This is a genomic window from Brevibacillus centrosporus, from assembly GCF_046622605.1.
GTDB lineage: Bacteria > Bacillota > Bacilli > Brevibacillales > Brevibacillaceae > Brevibacillus > Brevibacillus centrosporus.
This window is the reverse complement of record NZ_CP176856.1, coordinates 4,568,166-4,585,000: the sequence shown is the minus strand read 5'-3', so window position 1 is coordinate 4,585,000 and position 16,835 is coordinate 4,568,166. Positions and strand designations below refer to the sequence as shown.

Sequence of the window (16,835 nt, the reverse complement as noted above, 5' to 3'; positions counted from 1 at the left end):
AAAAGACAAGTGAGAATCTTGTCCACCGAAAGCCTAAGGTTTCCTGGGGAAGGCTCGTCCTCCCAGGGTTAGTCGGGACCTAAGCTGAGGCCGAAAGGCGTAGGCGATGGACAACAGGTTGATATTCCTGTACCACCTCTGTTCCGCTTGAGTGAGTGGCGTGACGCAGGAGGATAGGGTGAGCGGCCTACTGGATGGCCGTCCAAGCAGCAAGCCTGGTGTGTAGGCAAATCCGCACACCATAAGGGCAAGCTGTGATGGCGAGGGAAATTTTAGTACCGAAGTCCCTGATTTCACACTGCCAAGAAAAGCGTCTAGCGAGGAACAAGGTGCCCGTACCGCAAACCGACACAGGTAGGCGAGGAGAGAATCCTAAGGTGCGCGGGATAACTCTTGCTAAGGAACTCGGCAAAATGGCCCCGTAACTTCGGGAGAAGGGGCGCCTCGGTAGGGTTAATAGCCCGAGGGGGCCGCAGTGAAAAGGCCCAAGCGACTGTTTAGCAAAAACACAGGTCTCTGCGAAGCCGCAAGGCGAAGTATAGGGGCTGACGCCTGCCCGGTGCTGGAAGGTTAAGGGGATGGGTTAGCGCAAGCGAAGCTTTGAACCGAAGCCCCAGTAAACGGCGGCCGTAACTATAACGGTCCTAAGGTAGCGAAATTCCTTGTCGGGTAAGTTCCGACCCGCACGAAAGGCGTAACGACTTGGGCGCTGTCTCGGCAAGAGACCCGGTGAAATCATAATACCTGTGAAGATGCAGGTTACCCGCGACAAGACGGAAAGACCCCATGGAGCTTTACTGTAGCCTGGTATTGGAACTTTGTGCATCATGTACAGGATAGGTGGGAAGCTGAGAAGCAGGGGCGCCAGCCTCTGTGGAGCTGTCGGTGGGATACCACCCTTGATGTACGGAGTTTCTAACTCGTCGCCCTTATCGGGCGAGAGGACCATGCCAGGTGGGCAGTTTGACTGGGGCGGTCGCCTCCCAAAAGGTAACGGAGGCGCCCAAAGGTTCCCTCAGAATGGTCGGAAATCATTCGTAGAGTGTAAAGGCAGAAGGGAGCTTGACTGCGAGACCTACAAGTCGAGCAGGGACGAAAGTCGGGCTTAGTGATCCGGTGGTTCCGCATGGAAGGGCCATCGCTCAACGGATAAAAGCTACCCTGGGGATAACAGGCTTATCTCCCCCAAGAGTCCACATCGACGGGGAGGTTTGGCACCTCGATGTCGGCTCATCGCATCCTGGGGCTGAAGTAGGTCCCAAGGGTTGGGCTGTTCGCCCATTAAAGCGGTACGCGAGCTGGGTTCAGAACGTCGTGAGACAGTTCGGTCCCTATCTGTCGCGGGCGTAGGAAGTTTGAGGAGAGCTGTCCTTAGTACGAGAGGACCGGGATGGACGCACCGCTGGTGCACCAGTTGTCACGCCAGTGGCACAGCTGGGTAGCTATGTGCGGACGGGATAAGCGCTGAAAGCATCTAAGCGTGAAGCCCCCTCCAAGATGAGACTTCCCACAGCGCAAGCTGGTAAGACCCCTCATAGACGATGAGGTTGATAGGTTCGGTGTGGAAGCGTGGTAACACGTGGAGCTGACGAATACTAATCGGTCGAGGACTTATCCACACTCTTAGCAAACATGCAGATCCAGTTTTGAAGGCACGAACTAGAAAAGCTGCATTCGCGATTACTCCATTTGGCGAGTAATGACGAATGCAGCTTTTTGGCATTGTCGAAAAAAGTAAATTGACTGAATATTGACAAAAATAGTGGGCGCGTGTATTTTTTGAGTAGGAAATCGTTTTCCTAATTAAGGGAAAGAGAGTGAACGATCATAGCAGTTACCATTAAAGACATCGCGCAGCTAGCAAACGTATCGATCGCAACTGTCTCTAGAGTTTTGAATAATTCCAAGCCTGTTCGCCCCGAGCTGAGGGAAAAAGTGATGAAAGCAGTAGAGGAGACTTCTTTTCAACCCAACGCCATAGCGAGAAGTCTGGTAAACAAAGAAACCCGGATCATCGGCGTCATGATTCCTGATATATCCAATAGCTTCTATTCCAACCTCATTTACGGGATCGACAGTGTCATCAGCGAATACGATTACAGCATGTTTTTGGCGATCTCTGATGAAGCCGTCGAAAAGGAATTGAAGTACTTGCGGCTATTCAAGGAAAAGCAGATTGATGGCGTGATCCTGGCAAGCATTCACTTTCTCGAAGGCCATATTCAGCACTTGCATGAAATGGAGGTTCCTATGGTCGTAACCGGCCATGATTTGCACGGCTATCAGGTTCCTACCGTAAACGTGAACAATGTGCAAGCTGCCTATGACGCTACAGCCTATTTGATTTCTCAGGGGCATCGACGCATCGCCTGTGTATCGGGGCCGCTTTGGGATCCGCCATGTGGGCTGGACAGGATGGGAGGATACCGGAAAGCGATGAGGACGCATGGCTTGAACGTTCCCGATGGCTTTGCGGTGGAGGGCGACTTTACACCCAAGAGTGCCTACGAAGCGGTCAAAAAAATCTTTGAAGAAAATGAGCATGAGAATGAGCTCCCGACAGCTATTTTTGTCGCTACCGATCTCATGGCAGTCGGTGTCTTGAACTATTTGCACGACGCGGGAATACGCGTGCCGGACGATGTGTCTGTCATGGGCTTTGACAATCTGGAAATGGCTTCATTGGCAAGACCGATGCTGACAACCATTCACAACGATCCTTATATGTACGGTCGCGCCGCAGGGGAAAAACTGCTGAAGCAGCTGCGCAATGAGCCATTTGAGCGATTGAGCACGGTTCCGCACGATCTCGTGATCCGGCAAAGTGTGAGGGCCATTCGATGAAAACAGCATCAAGAAAAAGAACATAGATAGTGTGCATGTCAAGAAAAGGGGTGAAGAAGTGTGAAGCTTGGAGTATTTACGGTGTTATTCGGTGAAAAGTCGTTTGAGGAAATGCTGGACCACGTGCAAGCGGCAGGCTTGGAAGCAGTAGAAATCGGAACAGGCGGATATCCCGGAGATGCCCATTGCAATGTGGAGGAGCTGCTGGACAACCCGGAGAAGGTTCGTGCCTACAAAAAAGCAGTTGAAGATCGCGGCTTGATCATCAGTGCGCTCAGCTGCCACGGCAATCCATTGACTCCCGACAAGAAGTTCGCGCGTGAGTCCCATGAGACGTTTGTCCAAACTGTGAGGCTGGCAGAGCAGCTCGAGGTCCCCGTCGTCAATTGCTTTTCGGGTACGGCTGGCGATCATGAAGGAGCTGTCTATCCAAACTGGCCCGTGGCACCTTGGCCGAATGAATACCGGGATGTTTTGACCTGGCAATGGGAAAACAAACTGATCCCTTACTGGAAGGAATGGGCTGCGTACGCCGTTTCCCATCACGTAAAAGTAGCGTTGGAGCTGCATGGAGGCTTCTTGGTCCATACGCCGGGGACGCTGCTCAAGCTTCGTGAACAGGCAGGGGAAGGAATTGGCGCGAATTTCGATCCCAGTCACATGTGGTGGCAAGGCATTGATCCAGTAGCGGCAATCAAGATTTTGGGGAAAGAAAAAGCGATCTACCATTTCCATGCGAAGGATACGTACATTGATCAGGACAAAGTCAACCTGTACGGACTGACCGACATGAACTCCTACGCCAATTTGAATGAACGCGCCTGGTACTTCCGCACGGTAGGCTACGGGCACGATCAGCAAACGTGGGCCCATATGATGAGCGCTTTGCGGATGAACGGCTATGATTACGTAGTCAGTATCGAACACGAGGATGCGCTCATGTCGATTGAAGAAGGCTTCCAGCGAGCGGTTCACAATCTGAAACAGGTCATTTTGCGAGAGCCCGTAAACAATCTGTGGTGGGTATAGGAGGCTGGGCATGACAAATACAAAAAAATGGAAGATTGGGATTATTGGATCGGGCGGGATCTCAGAGGCACATCTCGAAGCGATCAAGGATGAGCCCAGGGCAGAGGTAGTGGCGATCGCAGACGTATCGCGGGAAGTAGCATCAAACCGGGCAGCTCGGCATACGATTCCACAAGTCTATACGGATTACAGGGAGCTGCTGAAAAATCCAGAGGTGAATGCAGTCGTCATCTGCGTTCCCAATTACTTGCACGCGGAAACGGCTATGGAAGCCCTGGCAGCAGGCAAACACACGCTGTGCGAAAAGCCGATGGCGATGAACGTCGCACAAGCTGAAGAAATGATCCAAGCAGCAGCGCAGGCAGGCAAAATACTGATGGTAGCACAGAACAACCGTTTTCGCAGCGACGCACAGTACGTCAAAAATCTGTTGATGGAGGGCAAGCTGGGACAGGTCTATCACGCGAAGACAGGCTGGGTCAGGCGAAACGGCATTCCTGGCTGGGGCAGCTGGTTTACCCAAAAAGAGCTGGCAGGGGGTGGACCGCTGATCGACATTGGGGTACATATGCTGGACCTGACGCTGTGGCTGCTCGGTCATCCAAAGCCGGTGTCGGTTCTCGGGCAGACCTACGCACAGTTCGGACCAGATAAGAAGGGCCTGTCAGAGTGGGGGCGGCGTGACGAGAACGGTACCTTTGACGTAGAAGACATGGCAGTAGCGATGATTACGTTCGAAAATGGGTTGACTCTCACACTGGATGCGAGCTGGGCTTCTCATATTGAAAAGGAAAACGTTTTCCTCCATCTGTACGGGCAAGCAGGGGGAACATCGCTCAACCTGATGGAAGATCGGCTCACCATGTATCAGGATTGGAACGGGACAGCGGCTACCACCGAGATTATACCAAAGCGGGAAAAAGAACGAGTAAAGCTGTTTCAGAACTTTATCGACTCCTTGGAAGGTTCCGCAACTCCTCTTTGCACACCGGAGCAAGCGCTGTACATCAATCGCTTGATCGAGGCGATTTACGCATCTGCTGCGACAGGTGAGGCAATCCGATTGTAAGGCTGTGATGAGGCACTCCTTTAGGGGGGCCTCGTAAAAATCGAATAAGGGGGTCCATAAAATGAAATTATTGAAAGGGCTTACATCTGTTGGTCTGACCTTTTCCATGCTTTTCTCTTTAGCCGCGTGTTCAAGCGCTCCACAGCAATCCGCACCTGCAGCAGCTCCACAGCAGCCAGCTGCACAGACACCTGCACCTGCTGAAACACCCAAGACCGAGCCAGCACCCGCAGCTGAAAAAGTCAAACTGGTATACGCGCGCGGAAAGGATTCCACCGATTCTACGAAGAAGCTGGTTGAGGCCTTTACTGCCGCACATCCCGATATCGAAGTGGAAATCCGCGAAATGCCGTCTGACACCGGACAAAGCCATGATCAATACGTCACGATGTTCAGCGCGCAGTCTTCCGAGATAGACGTGTTTGACCTCGATGTAATCTGGCCGGCGGAATTCGCTCAAGCGGGCTACCTTTTGCCTCTGGATCGACTCATGGAGCAGGATAATATCGATACAGGAAAATACATTAAAGGCGCGATGGACGCTGGAAACTTCGGTGGACAGCAGTGGACCATGCCGAAGTTCATCGACGCCGGTCTCCTCTTCTATCGCAAGGATATGGTAAAAGAAGCACCGAAGACATGGGATGACCTGATCAAGCAGGCAAAAGCTTTAAATGGCAAAGACGGGTTCAAGTTCGGGTATCTGATGCAAGCCAAGCAGTATGAAGGGCTCGTATGTAACTTCGTCGAATTCAGCGCGGCATACGGTGGAAAAATTCTCGATGAACAAGGAAACGTCGCCGTAAACAACCCGGGAACCATTAAAGGCTTGCAAAAAATGATGGAGATCGTAAAGTCTGACTTCGTCCCCAAAAACATCACCACATTTACAGAAACAGAATCGCATACCACATTCCTCGAGGGCCAATCTCCGTTCGTTCGCAACTGGCCGTATCAATTCGCCATGGCACAGGATCAAACACAATCCAAAATCGTAGACAAAGTAGCAATCGCTCCACTGCCGGCTGGTGATGCGGGTTCAGCAGCAGCGCTCGGCGGCTGGATGGGCGGGATCAACAAGTTCACCAAGCATCCAAAAGAAGCATGGGAATTCCTGAAGTTCATGACAGGTCCAGAAGGTCAAAAAATATCTGCTGTTCACGGTGGCCTCGCTCCGACGTATTTGCCTGCATACGATGAAGCCGACGTCCAAAAGGCAAGCCCATTGTTTGCAAACAAAGACTTCGTCGACGGCGTAAGCGCAGCGGTATCTCGTCCAACCACCCCGATCTATCCGAAAATTTCGGAAGTCATCCAGATCGAGGTATCGAAAGCACTCGCAGGTCAGCAAACGGCTGAGCAAGCTGCGAAGAACATGGAAACCCAAATGAACGCTTTAATGAAAAAATAACGGAGAATCGCAAGGGAAGGGGTTGCTCCCGGGAGGCCAGTGCTGCTTTCCCGGGAGTCCTCTATCTTCGAAACGACGCACCAATCATGACAACGGCGAAAAAGAGGGTGAACGGATGAAGCTTTCGGAAAAGCAGATGGGCTATTTATTGATACTACCCGCCATCGTGATCATTCTCATCATTGCTATCTGGCCCGTCATGCGTTCTTTTTGGATTAGCCTGCACGATATTCGACTGAATGATCCGACGAAAACAGAGGTGCACACCTCGTATGGATTGGATATGGAGAGATACGTCAACACCTTGCCCAATTTGCTGCGCTATTTGAAAAAGGAAGCGGACACGGCGCAGGGAGCTGCCAAGGAACAGCTGCTGTCCCTACGACAGCAGACAGAACAAATGAATGCGACACTGCAGCAAACGGGCGAAATCGCCGCACGATACGAGAGAATAGATCAGCTGCTGCTAGAGTTCAAGCCTGTCCCAAACGAGCTGAAGTACGTAGAGCTTACGAGTGAGCAGATGGAATCGATCCAGTCTACACTCGCAGCGATCGGGACGACCCTCGATGAAATGGGGAAGCAAAAACAACTGAGCAAGCCAGAGGGAGCCACGGGAGTAGTACAGGGGATCTCGTCATCCGTCATTGAACCGAATTACGTAGGCTTTGCCTACTACAAGAAGTTCCTGACGGATAGCAGGATGTGGGGTGCCTTGTATAACACGCTGTTTTTTACCGTAGTCTCGGTAGCGATTGAGCTGGTACTCGGGCTGTGGATTGCCCTGTTGATCAACAAGCAGTTCGCGGGGCGAGGGCTGGTTCGGGCGACGGTTCTCATTCCTTGGGCGATCCCAACTGTGATTTCTGCGATGATGTGGAAGTATTTATACGATGGACAAAATGGAATTGTCGCGCATCTCTTTGAAGTGACAGGGCTGGTGTCAAACATGGGTGTTCTCTTGACGACAAAAGCAGGAGCGATGTTCTCCGTGATTTTAGCGGATGTCTGGAAAACGACACCATTCATGGCGCTGCTGCTGTTTGCTGGACTGCAAACGATTCCCTATAGTCTCTATGAGGCGGCACAGGTAGACGGAGCCAGCCGCGTTCAGCAGTTTTTCCGGATTACGCTGCCGATGCTCAAGTCCACACTGCTTGTTTCCTTGCTGTTTCGCACGCTCGATGCCTTCCGGGTTTTTGACTTGATCTACGCTTTGACAGGAGGCGGCCCGGCCAATTCGACCGAAACCATCTCTATCCTGGCGTACAAAACGATGTTTGCCCAAATGAGCTTTGGCGAAGGCTCGGCACTCGCGATCATCGTGTTTTTATGTGTGGCGTTGATCTCCATGGGCTATATCAAAATCCTGGGAGCAGACCTCTTGGGCGAAAGCGGCGGAAGATAAGGAGGGAGGAAGGCATGCAGAAAAAGGCGGGTCCGTTGTTCTATATCTTTTTGGTCCTTTTTATCTTTATTGTGATGTTTCCGTTTTTATGGATTCTCATCGCCGCTTTGAAGCCGCCAAGTGAGCTGTTTGGAGAGAGGGCCTTTCAATTTATCATCTTAAACCCCAGCTTTGACAATTTTGTCAGGGTATTCACAGAGCGGCCGTTTGCCAGGTATCTGTGGAACTCGACAGTTGTGGCGACACTGACAACTTTGTACTCGATTACGATTGCTTCCTTTGCGGCGTATGCGATCGCATGGCTGTCGTTTCGCGGCAAAACGATCATCCTCGGAATCGTGCTTGCTGTCTCGATGTTCCCGCAAATCGCTACGATTTCTCCCATTTTCATGTTCATGCAATCGATGGGGCTGACGAACAGCTACCTCGGTTTGATTATCCCGTATACGACCTTTGCGCTGCCTTTGGCGATCTGGAATCTGACCATCTTTTTCCGCAAAATTCCCGTGGATTTGGGGGAGGCTGCCAAAGTAGACGGCGCTAGCATTTGGCAGACCATGACCAGGGTGTTCTTTCCGCTGGCGATGCCAGGTGTATTTACGACAGCGATTCTCGTCTTTATCGCGGCGTGGAATGAGTTCTTGTTTGCCTTGACGCTCAATACGCAGGAAGCGATGAAGACAGTTCCTGTGGGGATCGTGATGTTCCAAGGAATGTTTACGATTCCTTGGGGGGAAATCTCCGCAGCGTCGATCATCGTGACTGTGCCTTTGGTCATCATGGTGCTGATTTTCCAGCGACGGATTATCTCTGGTTTGACTTCCGGCGCAGTGAAAGAGTGAGTCGCTATTGTGCTTTGAATCCATCCAGCATCAGGCGAAGCGATGCTGTAGTCTCGATGAGAGCATGCTGCTGGTCGGGCATCTGGGCTATCCAGAGTGCGGCCTCATTCATGGCGCCAGAGAGGAGATGAGTGAGAGCGGGGATCGACACAGGCTTGAGACCGCCTTGCTCGTCGATGAGCAGCAGCTGCTCGTGCAGCAACCGCATGGAATGTTCCTGGTCCATCTGGCGCCAGCTTTCCCAGCCCAGCACGGATGGGCCATCTATAAGCAGAATTCGCCTATTGGGACTTTCGACCGCAGCGGATACAAAGGCGCGGCACCCCAGAACCAGCTGCTCCCATAGATCTTCGCTTTGTGCTGCTTCAGATTCTACCTGTTGTGCGATTTCTGCTTGCACCATGGCGAGAACTGCATGAAACAAGCCTTCCTTGTTGCCAAAATGATGGTAAAGCGCTCCCCGAGTCAACCCAGCCTCCTGGACCATTTCCTCCGTGGAAGCCTCGGCATACCCGTGCGCGGAAAAATGTACTCTGGCTACTTCTGTCAGCTTGCGGATGGTCGCCTTTTTTTGTTCTTCTTTTGATCGTTTCATGATGAGGTCTCCTTATTTGTTCCTATCGGGTCAATCGTTCTCTACGTATTGGAGAAGGAATGCTTCCGAAGGGGGGATGACGGTGATGACATCGATCAAGACCCCATTCGGATCGGACGTGATGAAATGGCGTTGACCGAAAGCTTCGTCGCGGATATCCAGATGCAGAGGGAGTCCTGATTGGACAATCAGACGCTCGTATTCCGCATCCACATTGTCTACTTCAAAATTGAGGATGAGACCTTGCGTGGTTTTGCGGTACCCATCAGGAATGGTAGCGTGTGACGCATCCAAGATAGCTAACTCAAAGGAGTGCTCCGTCTGATCGTTTTTCAGACTCACGTACCAATCCGATTCAAACGCAGGCACAAAGCCAAAATAGTCAGTGTAAAAGCGGGAGCTGTCAGCAACCTGTTCTGTCAGAATGACAGGGTATGAACTGGAAATCTGCATATCAATCACCCCTTATATGGTAGATGGTACCAATTTAACATACAAACAGTATGTATGTGAATAGCAAATTGCAAAAACACGAAAAAAGAAGAGGGGACACAGCAAAGGCTGAATCCCCTCTTCCAAGTGAAGGCGTGCTATGGAGCCAGCGCCAGCTTTTCAACAAGAGCGCGCCCGTGATCAATTTCCGGATGAAACTGGATCGTGGCTCGTTGCCGTACGGCCTTTACTTCCCGAATAGCGTCCGTCAGCGGAGAGAGGTCAGTCAAGGCACCGCGGGCATGCGCCATGGAGAGTCCTGCGACTTTCCCCTGTGCCATCGCTACCTTGGCACTTTCGACTCCGGTTATGTTTCCAGCTACGAAAAGACCAGGCAATGCCGTTTGCATCTGGTCGTTGTGGATCGGTACGTGACCGCCGAGTGAAGGCACATAGGCAAATGGACAGCCTGCGATCGCAGCAAGTTCGGCGAGTGGGCTCAATCCTCCTGCTATACAGACGAAATCAGCAGGTATGAGCTGTTCCGTTCCAAAGATGGGCTGACCGTCCGGGGTTATTTGCGCGATCCGTACCCCTTCGACTTGAGCCATCCCAACGATTTCCAGAGCAGCTGTGCGCAGCTGAATGGGAATGTCCCACATAGTGAAGCCACAGGAAGGATAAAGACGAACAGCCAAGCTTTGCATCCAATGGCTGTGCATGAACCGACTCCCCCAGCGAAGCAAAGGGGATGGGGCCAGATGAGCGACTCGCAGCAGGGCACGCATGACTTCTTCAGGGAGTCCAGCATTTCCGGTGATGGATGAAGCAGGAGGGAGAATCATCCGATCGATCTGGATCCCTGCGAGCTGCAGCTCTCGAGCGATAGCCACGGAGAGAATGTTGACCCCGATCACGACTCCGCGCTCGCCTACACGCACGCGCTGCACATTGGTCATGACTTGGGCAGCGCCGATGGACATGACGCCTGGCAAAGTCCACCCAGGTACTGGTACGGCCGTTTCAGAAGCCCCGGTTGCGATCAGCAGCAGGGGTGTTTCCATTTCGCCTGCAGTGGTAGAGACATTCCAGCCATCCGTCGTGGGGGCTACATCATAGACAGACACCCCGCAGCGTATATCGACGCCGAGCGTACGCGCCTCAAGGTCCAGCCGCAGAGCTTCCTCGACACCATTCCACCAGGTGCCATCCGGTTCCTGATGCAGCTGACCGAGAAGCCGTCCACCGGCACGGTAAAACTCATCGATGACGACTACGGACAAATCTTGTTTGGCACAGGCAATGGCTGCTGATAAGCCGGCAGGTCCAGCACCAATGATGAGAGCATCGATCATGAGGGGTGCCCTCCTTTTTTCAGTGGAGTAGGCAGCACTGTCCCTGCACTGACGTTCATCCCGTCCTTCACTAAGGTCATACAAGCGCGAACAGTGGGAACACCATCGACGTGCACCCGGCATTCATAGCAATGACCGATATTGCAGTAAATCCCTCGAGGGGTCCCTTTTTCTTCGTGCACACGCAGTGTACGGACACCTGCGGCAAGCAGCGCGGCCGCGATAGTCTCCCCTTCGTAGGCAGTGTAGGAATCTCCATTAAAGATAAAATGCAACGGTTCCCCAAGCGTCAAGGACCCCAAGACAGGATGATGAACAATTCGCTGACTCATTTATTTCGACCTCCCATGAGTTGAAAAGACAGGGGGCGTACGGGCGGCTGATATCCGAGCGGTACGGTATGAGAGGGTGTTTGGCCCGTTACTTTCTCGATTACCTGATCAACCAGCACTCGGCAGGTACGACCTCCACAGCAGCCCATCCCCGCGCGTGTTCGCAGCTTTAGCTCCCGGGCACTGCACTGGTAGGCTTCGGCTGTCTCTATAAGCTCAGCCAGGGATACTTCTTCACAACGACAGACAATCAGCTGATGTGTGTCCATGATGCTGTCCTCCTTTCGATCTTGTGCGAATGAAAATGCAAGTGTCATGCCATCCTGGCGAGAGAAGGTGCAGGGAGAAGGAAAATGCAGAAGCAAAGAGAATGCCTAAAAAAGAGATGCTGGCATAATGCTTGCTAGATCAGACAATGAAAGAGACTGCCTGAAAAACAGGCATGAGAGGGATGACGTAGATGGAGAAATTGAAGAAGCTTCGCCAGCAGTTCGAGGCAGCAGGAATCGACGGAATGCTGGTGACCAACGGACAAAATCGGCGTTATTTGACCAATTTTACAGGGACGTACGGCGTTGTTCTTATTTCACAGGATCAAGCGAAGCTGCTGACGGACTTCCGCTATACCGCACAGGCACAAGCCCAGGCTGCGGATTTCGAAATCGTGTTTTTGGCTGCAAAGGAATCCGTGTACAGTGAAGTCGCTCGTATGGCAGAAGAGATGGGGATCACCAGACTCGGCTTTGAAGAAGACAACCTGACCTATTCGCTGCATCGCAAATATGCAGAGGCGGTAAAAAGTGAGCTCGTTGCGACATCTGGTGTGATCGAAGGCCTGCGAATGATCAAAACTGCCGAGGAATTAGGGAAAATCCGTACGGCAGCACAGATTGCAGATGCGGCATTTGCCCATATTACCAGCTTCCTTCGTTCTGGGATCACGGAGCTGGATGTGTCCAATCAGCTGGAAATGTTCATGCGAAAACAAGGAGCAGCCGGCTCTGCTTTTGATATGATCATCGCTTCGGGTCATCGTTCAGCGTTGCCGCATGGAGTAGCGAGCGAGAAAGTGATCCAGCCAGGGGATATGGTCACGATGGACTTTGGAGCTTTGTATCAGGGCTATCGCTCCGATATTACCCGTACTGTGGCAGTTGGCCATCCCTCCGATCAGCTGAAGGAAATCTATCAAATTGTCTTGGAAGCTCGGAATCGTGCGGTAGCAGGGATTCGTCCCGGGATTTCCGGAAAAGATGCGGATGCCTTTGCTCGCGACTTTATTGCCGAAAAAGGCTACGGAGAGCGTTTTGGTCACGGGATGGGGCATGGTGTTGGCCTCGATATTCACGAGGAGCCATTCATGTCAACGAGATGTACGGCCATTCTCCAACCGGGCATGGTACTGACCGTAGAACCGGGAATCTATCTTCCGGAAATAGGCGGTGTAAGAATCGAGGATGATCTCGTGGTGACAGAGGTGGGCAACGTGGTTCTCACACATTCGCCCCGTGATTTGATCGTTTTGTAATACGAAAAGTTGGAGAGGACCCTCGGCTGGGAAAGAGCAGTCGGGGGTTTTTGCTTTAGTTAAAATGTACTGTCTAATAATCTGAGCAATAGACACGTTTGTGTATAAAAAATTAGACACGGTCAATCTTGAGGTGCTAGCACGCACTTGCCTGCGAGGCCGTTGGCATATCTCTTGCATTTTCTGTAAATTGCAAAAGTTTCGCCTAATCCAAAATAGAGGGGTTGATCGTGTGAAAAAAAGTTTATTCGCTCTCATCAGCAGTGTAGCGATGCTGGGTGCAGCGCTGGCAGGATGTGGGGGAGGGCAGCAAGTATCCCAGCCTGCTGATTCAGGGCAAACGCAAACACAGCCACAGGGAGGTTCACAGCCTGCACCAGCGGAAAAGCCAAAGGCCGAGCAGGTTTTGCGCTGGAATCTTCACTCCGAGCCACCGTCAGCAGATCCGGGCTTAGCGGAGGATACGACTTCAGCAGCCGTCACCAAAGCGCTTTTTGATGGATTGACGAGGATTGGTCCCGAAGGCAAGCCGGTAGAGGCAGTTGCCGAAAAGATCGATGTCTCGGAAGATCTGAAAACATACACGTTTACCTTACGAGAGTCCAAGTGGAGCAACGGAGAGCCGGTGACCGCACATGACTTTGAGTACGCCTGGAAGCGTGCATTGGATCCGAAAACAGCTTCCAACTATGCCTATCAGCTCTACTACATCAAGAATGCGGAAAAAGCCAACAAGGGTGAGGGAAGCCTGGAGGATGTCGGTGTAAAAGCAGTTGATGACAAGACCTTGAAGGTGGAATTGGCAAATCCCACGCCATTTTTCCTGGAGCTGACTGCCTTCCAAACTTATTTCCCGGTAAATAAAAAGCTCGTTGAATCAAATCCGAATTGGGCGGGGGATGCCAAAACGCATTTAGGCAACGGCCCATTCAAGCTGGAGACCTGGGATCACAAAAGCAAGATGGTGATGGTCAAAAACGAAAATTACTGGGACAAGGACAATGTAAAACTGGACAAAATCAATTTCTCGATGGTAGAGGATGAAAACACAGAGCTGTCCATGTTTGAAAATGGAGAAATCGACTGGGCGGGATCGCCGCTCAGTGCATTGCCTAAAGATGCGATGCCGGCTTTAAAAGACAGTGGCAAGCTGCAGGTGAAGCCAGTAGGCGCTACCTATTGGTATAAGTTCAACACAGAGCAACCACCTTTTAATAATGTTAAAATTCGTAAAGCCTTTGCCTACTCTATCAATCGGCAAACACTGATCGATAACGTTCTGCAGGCAAATGAACAGCCTGCGATGGCAGCCGTTCCTCCAACGATGGCGCTCAATCAGGGCGGCTACTTCAAGGACAACGATCAAGAGACAGCCAAGCAGCTGCTGGACGAAGGGTTAAAAGAGCTGGGAATGACCAAGCTGCCTCCCATCACGCTCATCTATAACACCTCGGAAGGTCACAAAAAGATCGCAGAAGCCATCCAGGATCAGTGGCGGAAAAACCTCGGCGCCGACGTGAAGCTGGAAAACCAGGAGTGGAAGGTCTACCTCGAGACGATGCATGAAGGAAACTACCAGGTCGGCCGCCTCGGCTGGTCAGGTGACTTTAACGATCCGATCAACTTCCTGGAGCTGTTCAAGGATAAAAATGGAGGAAATAACGATACGCGCTGGGAAAATCCGAAGTTCAAGGAGCTGTTGAATCAGTCAGCGACGGAGGGAGATCTGGAAAAGCGCAAAGCTATTTTGGGAGAAGCCGAGAAGATCATGATGGAGGAAATGCCGATCATGCCGATTTACTTCTACACGCACACATGGGTGAAAAATGACAGGGTCAAAGGAGTCTATCAGGACGGACTGGGCGCGATCGATTGGAAATGGGCGTACATCGAATAATATTCAAGCGGGGGTATGGGTATGAGAAAATGGGCAAGCGTGATTACGGCTGCGTTATTGACGCTATCGCTAGGTGTGGCAGGGTGTGCGAACCAAGGGCAGTCATCCGGTGCGTCTGGCGGGGATGACATATTGGTTGGGGTGCTGCTGCCGGTGACGGGAAACAACGCCACAGACGGAAAAGACATGCAAAATGCCATCCAAATGGCTGTCAAAAAGATCAATGATGGCGGCGGCGTGCTCGGCAAAAAATTGAAAATCGAAGTTGCGGATGACGGCTGCGATCCGCAGATGGCAACTACAGCGGCAAACAAGCTCGTGTCGCAAAATGTGGTTGCGGTTGTGGGAGGATATTGCTCCGGTGCGACACTGCCTTCCTCTGGTGTCTTTAAAAATGCCAATATTCCGATGATTGTTCCTGCCGCCAACTCCGCAAAATTACCTGCACAAGGCTACGACACCCTGTTTTTAATCAACGGATTGACTCCCGACCAAGCCCAAACGGCTGCCGATTACATGGCTGCAGGTCAGGCGAAAAAGGTCGCGCTGGTTCATGACAATTCGGCCTACGCCAAAGATCTCGCCGATTTCGCCAAAGCAGCTGTGGAAAAGTCGGGAGGAACTGTTGTCGCCTATGAAGCCATTAACCCCGAAGAAAAAGATTTCAGCGCCCTCGCTACCAAATTGAAAGGGATTGCTCCCGATGCTACCTACTTCACTGGCTATTATGCAGCAGGTGGCTTGATGGTGAAGCAGTTCAAGCAAAAAGGCGTCTCTGGACTGTTCATGGTCGGAGACGGTTCTTTTAGCGAAGACATCATCAAAATAGCAGGAGCGGATCAAGCGGAAGGGCTGCTCATCACCGCCACGCCGACTGCGGAGTTTATCCCGGGCGCAGAAGCCTTCACGACAGAGTACAAGCAAACGTATAGTAACCTGGCACCCGGACCATTCTCCGCTCTCAGCTACAACGCGGTCAATCTGCTCGCAGATGCATTGAAACGTGCAAACTCCACGGACCATGACGCGCTTAAAAAGGCAATAAAAGAGACGAAAGACTTCAAAGCGCTCGGCCAAACTATTTCCTTCAACGCGCAGAATACGCTGGATACCTCCAATTTCGCGGTTTTGAAAGTGGCAGGCGGCAAGTTCACCTTGGCCAAATAACGGAAAGGGAAGGTGGACAAATGGATATGCTGGTTCAAACGTTGGCAGACGGCTTGGTAATCGGTGCCTTCTACAGCTTAATCGCCTTGGGCTACACGATGGTTTTTGGCATTATCAAGCTGCTTAATTTCGCTCACGGAGACTTGTATATGCTGGGGGCATTTGTCGGCTACACTCTGCTCAGCTTGCTTAGCGGAAATGGCGCTGGCGCAGGTCTGATGGGGATTGTCGTCGTACTGCTGCTGACGATGGTGATCGTCGGATTGATCGGGATGGGGATCGAGCGGGTGGCATATCGGCCGCTCTTGCTCGCCCCCCGGCTATCGATCTTGATTACGGCTTTAGGAGTATCCCTTTTTCTGGAAAATGGCTCAATGATTGCGTGGGGGGCCCAGTACCAGGTCTATCCGCTGCAGCTCTCTCATGATGGCTGGAACGTGTTGGGGGCACAAATCACCTATACGCAAATGGGGCTTGTCCTCATCTCTGCGCTCCTCATGCTAGGACTGCACCTGTTTATCAGCCGGAGCCTGTATGGAAAAGCCATGCGCGCGATCTCCCACGATCAGACAGCTTGTCACTTAATGGGGATCGACGTCCACAAAGTGATCGGCCTTACCTTTTTCATCGGCGCATCCTTGGCAGCGGGGGCCGGCACCATGGCAGGGGCCTACTACGGCACCGTCAATTTCATGATGGGCTTCATTATCGGGCTCAAGGCGTTTACGGCGGCAGTTCTCGGCGGCATCGGCAGCATACCCGGCGCGATGCTGGGAGGATTGGTGCTAGGCATGATGGAGACGGCCGGAACCTTTGTTTTTGGAGGCTCGTGGAAGGATGTCGTTGCCTTTTCTTTGCTCATTCTCATCCTGGTGCTGAGGCCAACGGGCATCATGGGTGAAAAAGTGACAGAGAGGATGTAGCGG

Annotated in this window: 15 protein-coding genes and 1 rRNA gene (1 of these 16 only partly in view); 11 read left to right on the top strand and 5 right to left on the bottom strand. The window is 52.0% G+C overall.

Translation table 11 applies throughout. From position 1 onward, the window contains the following. From ACLIN2_RS23130 to ACLIN2_RS23100, 7 genes are all read left to right on the top strand, one after another. Positions 1-1,619: ribosomal RNA gene (locus tag ACLIN2_RS23130) — 23S ribosomal RNA — on the top strand (it extends 1,309 nt beyond the left edge of the window). Positions 1,620-1,824: 205 nt separating this feature from the next. After that, entirely contained in the window at positions 1,825-2,844 is a 1,020-nt protein-coding gene (locus tag ACLIN2_RS23125) for a LacI family DNA-binding transcriptional regulator (RefSeq protein WP_411504583.1), read from the top strand. A gap of 60 nt (positions 2,845-2,904) precedes the next feature. Further along, positions 2,905-3,873, top strand: a complete 969-nt coding sequence (locus ACLIN2_RS23120) for a sugar phosphate isomerase/epimerase family protein (protein WP_301173594.1) — start codon at positions 2,905-2,907, stop codon at positions 3,871-3,873. A 10-nt stretch (positions 3,874-3,883) separates the two neighbouring features. After that, positions 3,884-4,942, top strand: a complete 1,059-nt coding sequence (locus ACLIN2_RS23115) for a Gfo/Idh/MocA family protein (protein ID WP_411502256.1) — start codon at positions 3,884-3,886, stop codon at positions 4,940-4,942. A 61-nt stretch (positions 4,943-5,003) separates the two neighbouring features. Next, positions 5,004-6,353, top strand: coding sequence for an ABC transporter substrate-binding protein (locus ACLIN2_RS23110; RefSeq protein ID WP_327932927.1), 1,350 nt, complete (start codon positions 5,004-5,006; stop codon positions 6,351-6,353). Between the two features lie 115 nt (positions 6,354-6,468). After that, positions 6,469-7,761: a carbohydrate ABC transporter permease gene (locus ACLIN2_RS23105; protein ID WP_411502255.1), complete on the top strand. Its 1,293-nt coding sequence runs from the start codon at positions 6,469-6,471 to the stop codon at positions 7,759-7,761. A gap of 14 nt (positions 7,762-7,775) precedes the next feature. Beyond that, entirely contained in the window at positions 7,776-8,603 is an 828-nt protein-coding gene (locus tag ACLIN2_RS23100; protein ID WP_092274381.1) for a carbohydrate ABC transporter permease, read from the top strand. A 4-nt stretch (positions 8,604-8,607) separates the two neighbouring features. Here ACLIN2_RS23100 and ACLIN2_RS23095 read toward each other — a convergent pair whose 3' ends face one another. The 5 genes from ACLIN2_RS23095 to ACLIN2_RS23075 all read right to left on the bottom strand — a co-directional run bounded on the left by ACLIN2_RS23095 (position 8,608) and on the right by ACLIN2_RS23075 (position 11,586). Beyond that, on the bottom strand, positions 8,608-9,198 hold the full coding sequence (locus tag ACLIN2_RS23095; RefSeq protein WP_411502254.1) for a TetR/AcrR family transcriptional regulator: 591 nt from the start codon (positions 9,196-9,198) through the stop codon (positions 8,608-8,610). Positions 9,199-9,228: 30 nt separating this feature from the next. Further along, positions 9,229-9,651 carry a VOC family protein gene (locus ACLIN2_RS23090; protein ID WP_411502253.1) on the bottom strand — a complete coding sequence of 141 codons (423 nt, stop codon included), beginning with the start codon at positions 9,649-9,651 and terminating at the stop codon, positions 9,229-9,231. A 137-nt stretch (positions 9,652-9,788) separates the two neighbouring features. Then, the gene (locus ACLIN2_RS23085) at positions 9,789-10,985 is read right to left on the bottom strand and encodes an NAD(P)/FAD-dependent oxidoreductase (protein WP_411502252.1); all 1,197 of its coding nucleotides are present in this window, start codon (positions 10,983-10,985) and stop codon (positions 9,789-9,791) included. After that, on the bottom strand, positions 10,982-11,317 hold the full coding sequence (locus tag ACLIN2_RS23080) for a (2Fe-2S)-binding protein (protein ID WP_092274392.1): 336 nt from the start codon (positions 11,315-11,317) through the stop codon (positions 10,982-10,984). Before ACLIN2_RS23080 ends, ACLIN2_RS23085 begins: the two co-directional genes overlap by 4 nt. Beyond that, on the bottom strand, positions 11,314-11,586 hold the full coding sequence (locus ACLIN2_RS23075; RefSeq protein ID WP_400588578.1) for a (2Fe-2S)-binding protein: 273 nt from the start codon (positions 11,584-11,586) through the stop codon (positions 11,314-11,316). The genes ACLIN2_RS23080 and ACLIN2_RS23075 overlap by 4 nt, the downstream gene beginning before the upstream one ends. Positions 11,587-11,777: 191 nt before the next feature. Here ACLIN2_RS23075 and ACLIN2_RS23070 point away from each other — a divergent pair, with 191 nt between their 5' ends. The 4 genes from ACLIN2_RS23070 (at position 11,778) to ACLIN2_RS23055 (ending at position 16,832) form a co-directional block, all read left to right on the top strand. Beyond that, on the top strand, positions 11,778-12,845 hold the full coding sequence (locus tag ACLIN2_RS23070) for a M24 family metallopeptidase (protein WP_411502251.1): 1,068 nt from the start codon (positions 11,778-11,780) through the stop codon (positions 12,843-12,845). A gap of 232 nt (positions 12,846-13,077) precedes the next feature. Continuing rightward, complete coding sequence (locus tag ACLIN2_RS23065) at positions 13,078-14,742, top strand: peptide ABC transporter substrate-binding protein (protein ID WP_411502250.1); 1,665 nt, start codon at positions 13,078-13,080, stop codon at positions 14,740-14,742. 21 nt (positions 14,743-14,763) lie between these two features. Further along, entirely contained in the window at positions 14,764-15,909 is a 1,146-nt protein-coding gene (locus tag ACLIN2_RS23060) for a branched-chain amino acid ABC transporter substrate-binding protein (protein ID WP_411502249.1), read from the top strand. A 20-nt stretch (positions 15,910-15,929) separates the two neighbouring features. Next, positions 15,930-16,832 carry a branched-chain amino acid ABC transporter permease gene (locus tag ACLIN2_RS23055; protein WP_092274407.1) on the top strand — a complete coding sequence of 301 codons (903 nt, stop codon included), beginning with the start codon at positions 15,930-15,932 and terminating at the stop codon, positions 16,830-16,832. Positions 16,833-16,835: the final 3 nt, after the last annotated feature.

Excerpts from the sequence above, each read along its gene's own strand:
- ACLIN2_RS23095 (WP_411502254.1), bottom strand. The coding sequence starts at position 9,198 with ATGAAACGATCAAAAGAAGAACAAAAAAAGGCGACCATCCGCAAGCTG.
- ACLIN2_RS23055 (WP_092274407.1), top strand. The coding sequence starts at position 15,930 with ATGGATATGCTGGTTCAAACGTTGGCAGACGGCTTGGTAATCGGTGCC.
- ACLIN2_RS23115 (WP_411502256.1), top strand. The coding sequence starts at position 3,884 with ATGACAAATACAAAAAAATGGAAGATTGGGATTATTGGATCGGGCGGG.
- ACLIN2_RS23075 (WP_400588578.1), bottom strand. The coding sequence starts at position 11,586 with ATGGACACACATCAGCTGATTGTCTGTCGTTGTGAAGAAGTATCCCTG.
- ACLIN2_RS23080 (WP_092274392.1), bottom strand. The coding sequence starts at position 11,317 with ATGAGTCAGCGAATTGTTCATCATCCTGTCTTGGGGTCCTTGACGCTT.
- ACLIN2_RS23070 (WP_411502251.1), top strand. The coding sequence starts at position 11,778 with ATGGAGAAATTGAAGAAGCTTCGCCAGCAGTTCGAGGCAGCAGGAATC.
- ACLIN2_RS23085 (WP_411502252.1), bottom strand. The coding sequence starts at position 10,985 with ATGATCGATGCTCTCATCATTGGTGCTGGACCTGCCGGCTTATCAGCA.
- ACLIN2_RS23060 (WP_411502249.1), top strand. The coding sequence starts at position 14,764 with ATGAGAAAATGGGCAAGCGTGATTACGGCTGCGTTATTGACGCTATCG.
- ACLIN2_RS23105 (WP_411502255.1), top strand. The coding sequence starts at position 6,469 with ATGAAGCTTTCGGAAAAGCAGATGGGCTATTTATTGATACTACCCGCC.
- ACLIN2_RS23090 (WP_411502253.1), bottom strand. The coding sequence starts at position 9,651 with ATGCAGATTTCCAGTTCATACCCTGTCATTCTGACAGAACAGGTTGCT.
- ACLIN2_RS23100 (WP_092274381.1), top strand. The coding sequence starts at position 7,776 with ATGCAGAAAAAGGCGGGTCCGTTGTTCTATATCTTTTTGGTCCTTTTT.
- ACLIN2_RS23110 (WP_327932927.1), top strand. The coding sequence starts at position 5,004 with ATGAAATTATTGAAAGGGCTTACATCTGTTGGTCTGACCTTTTCCATG.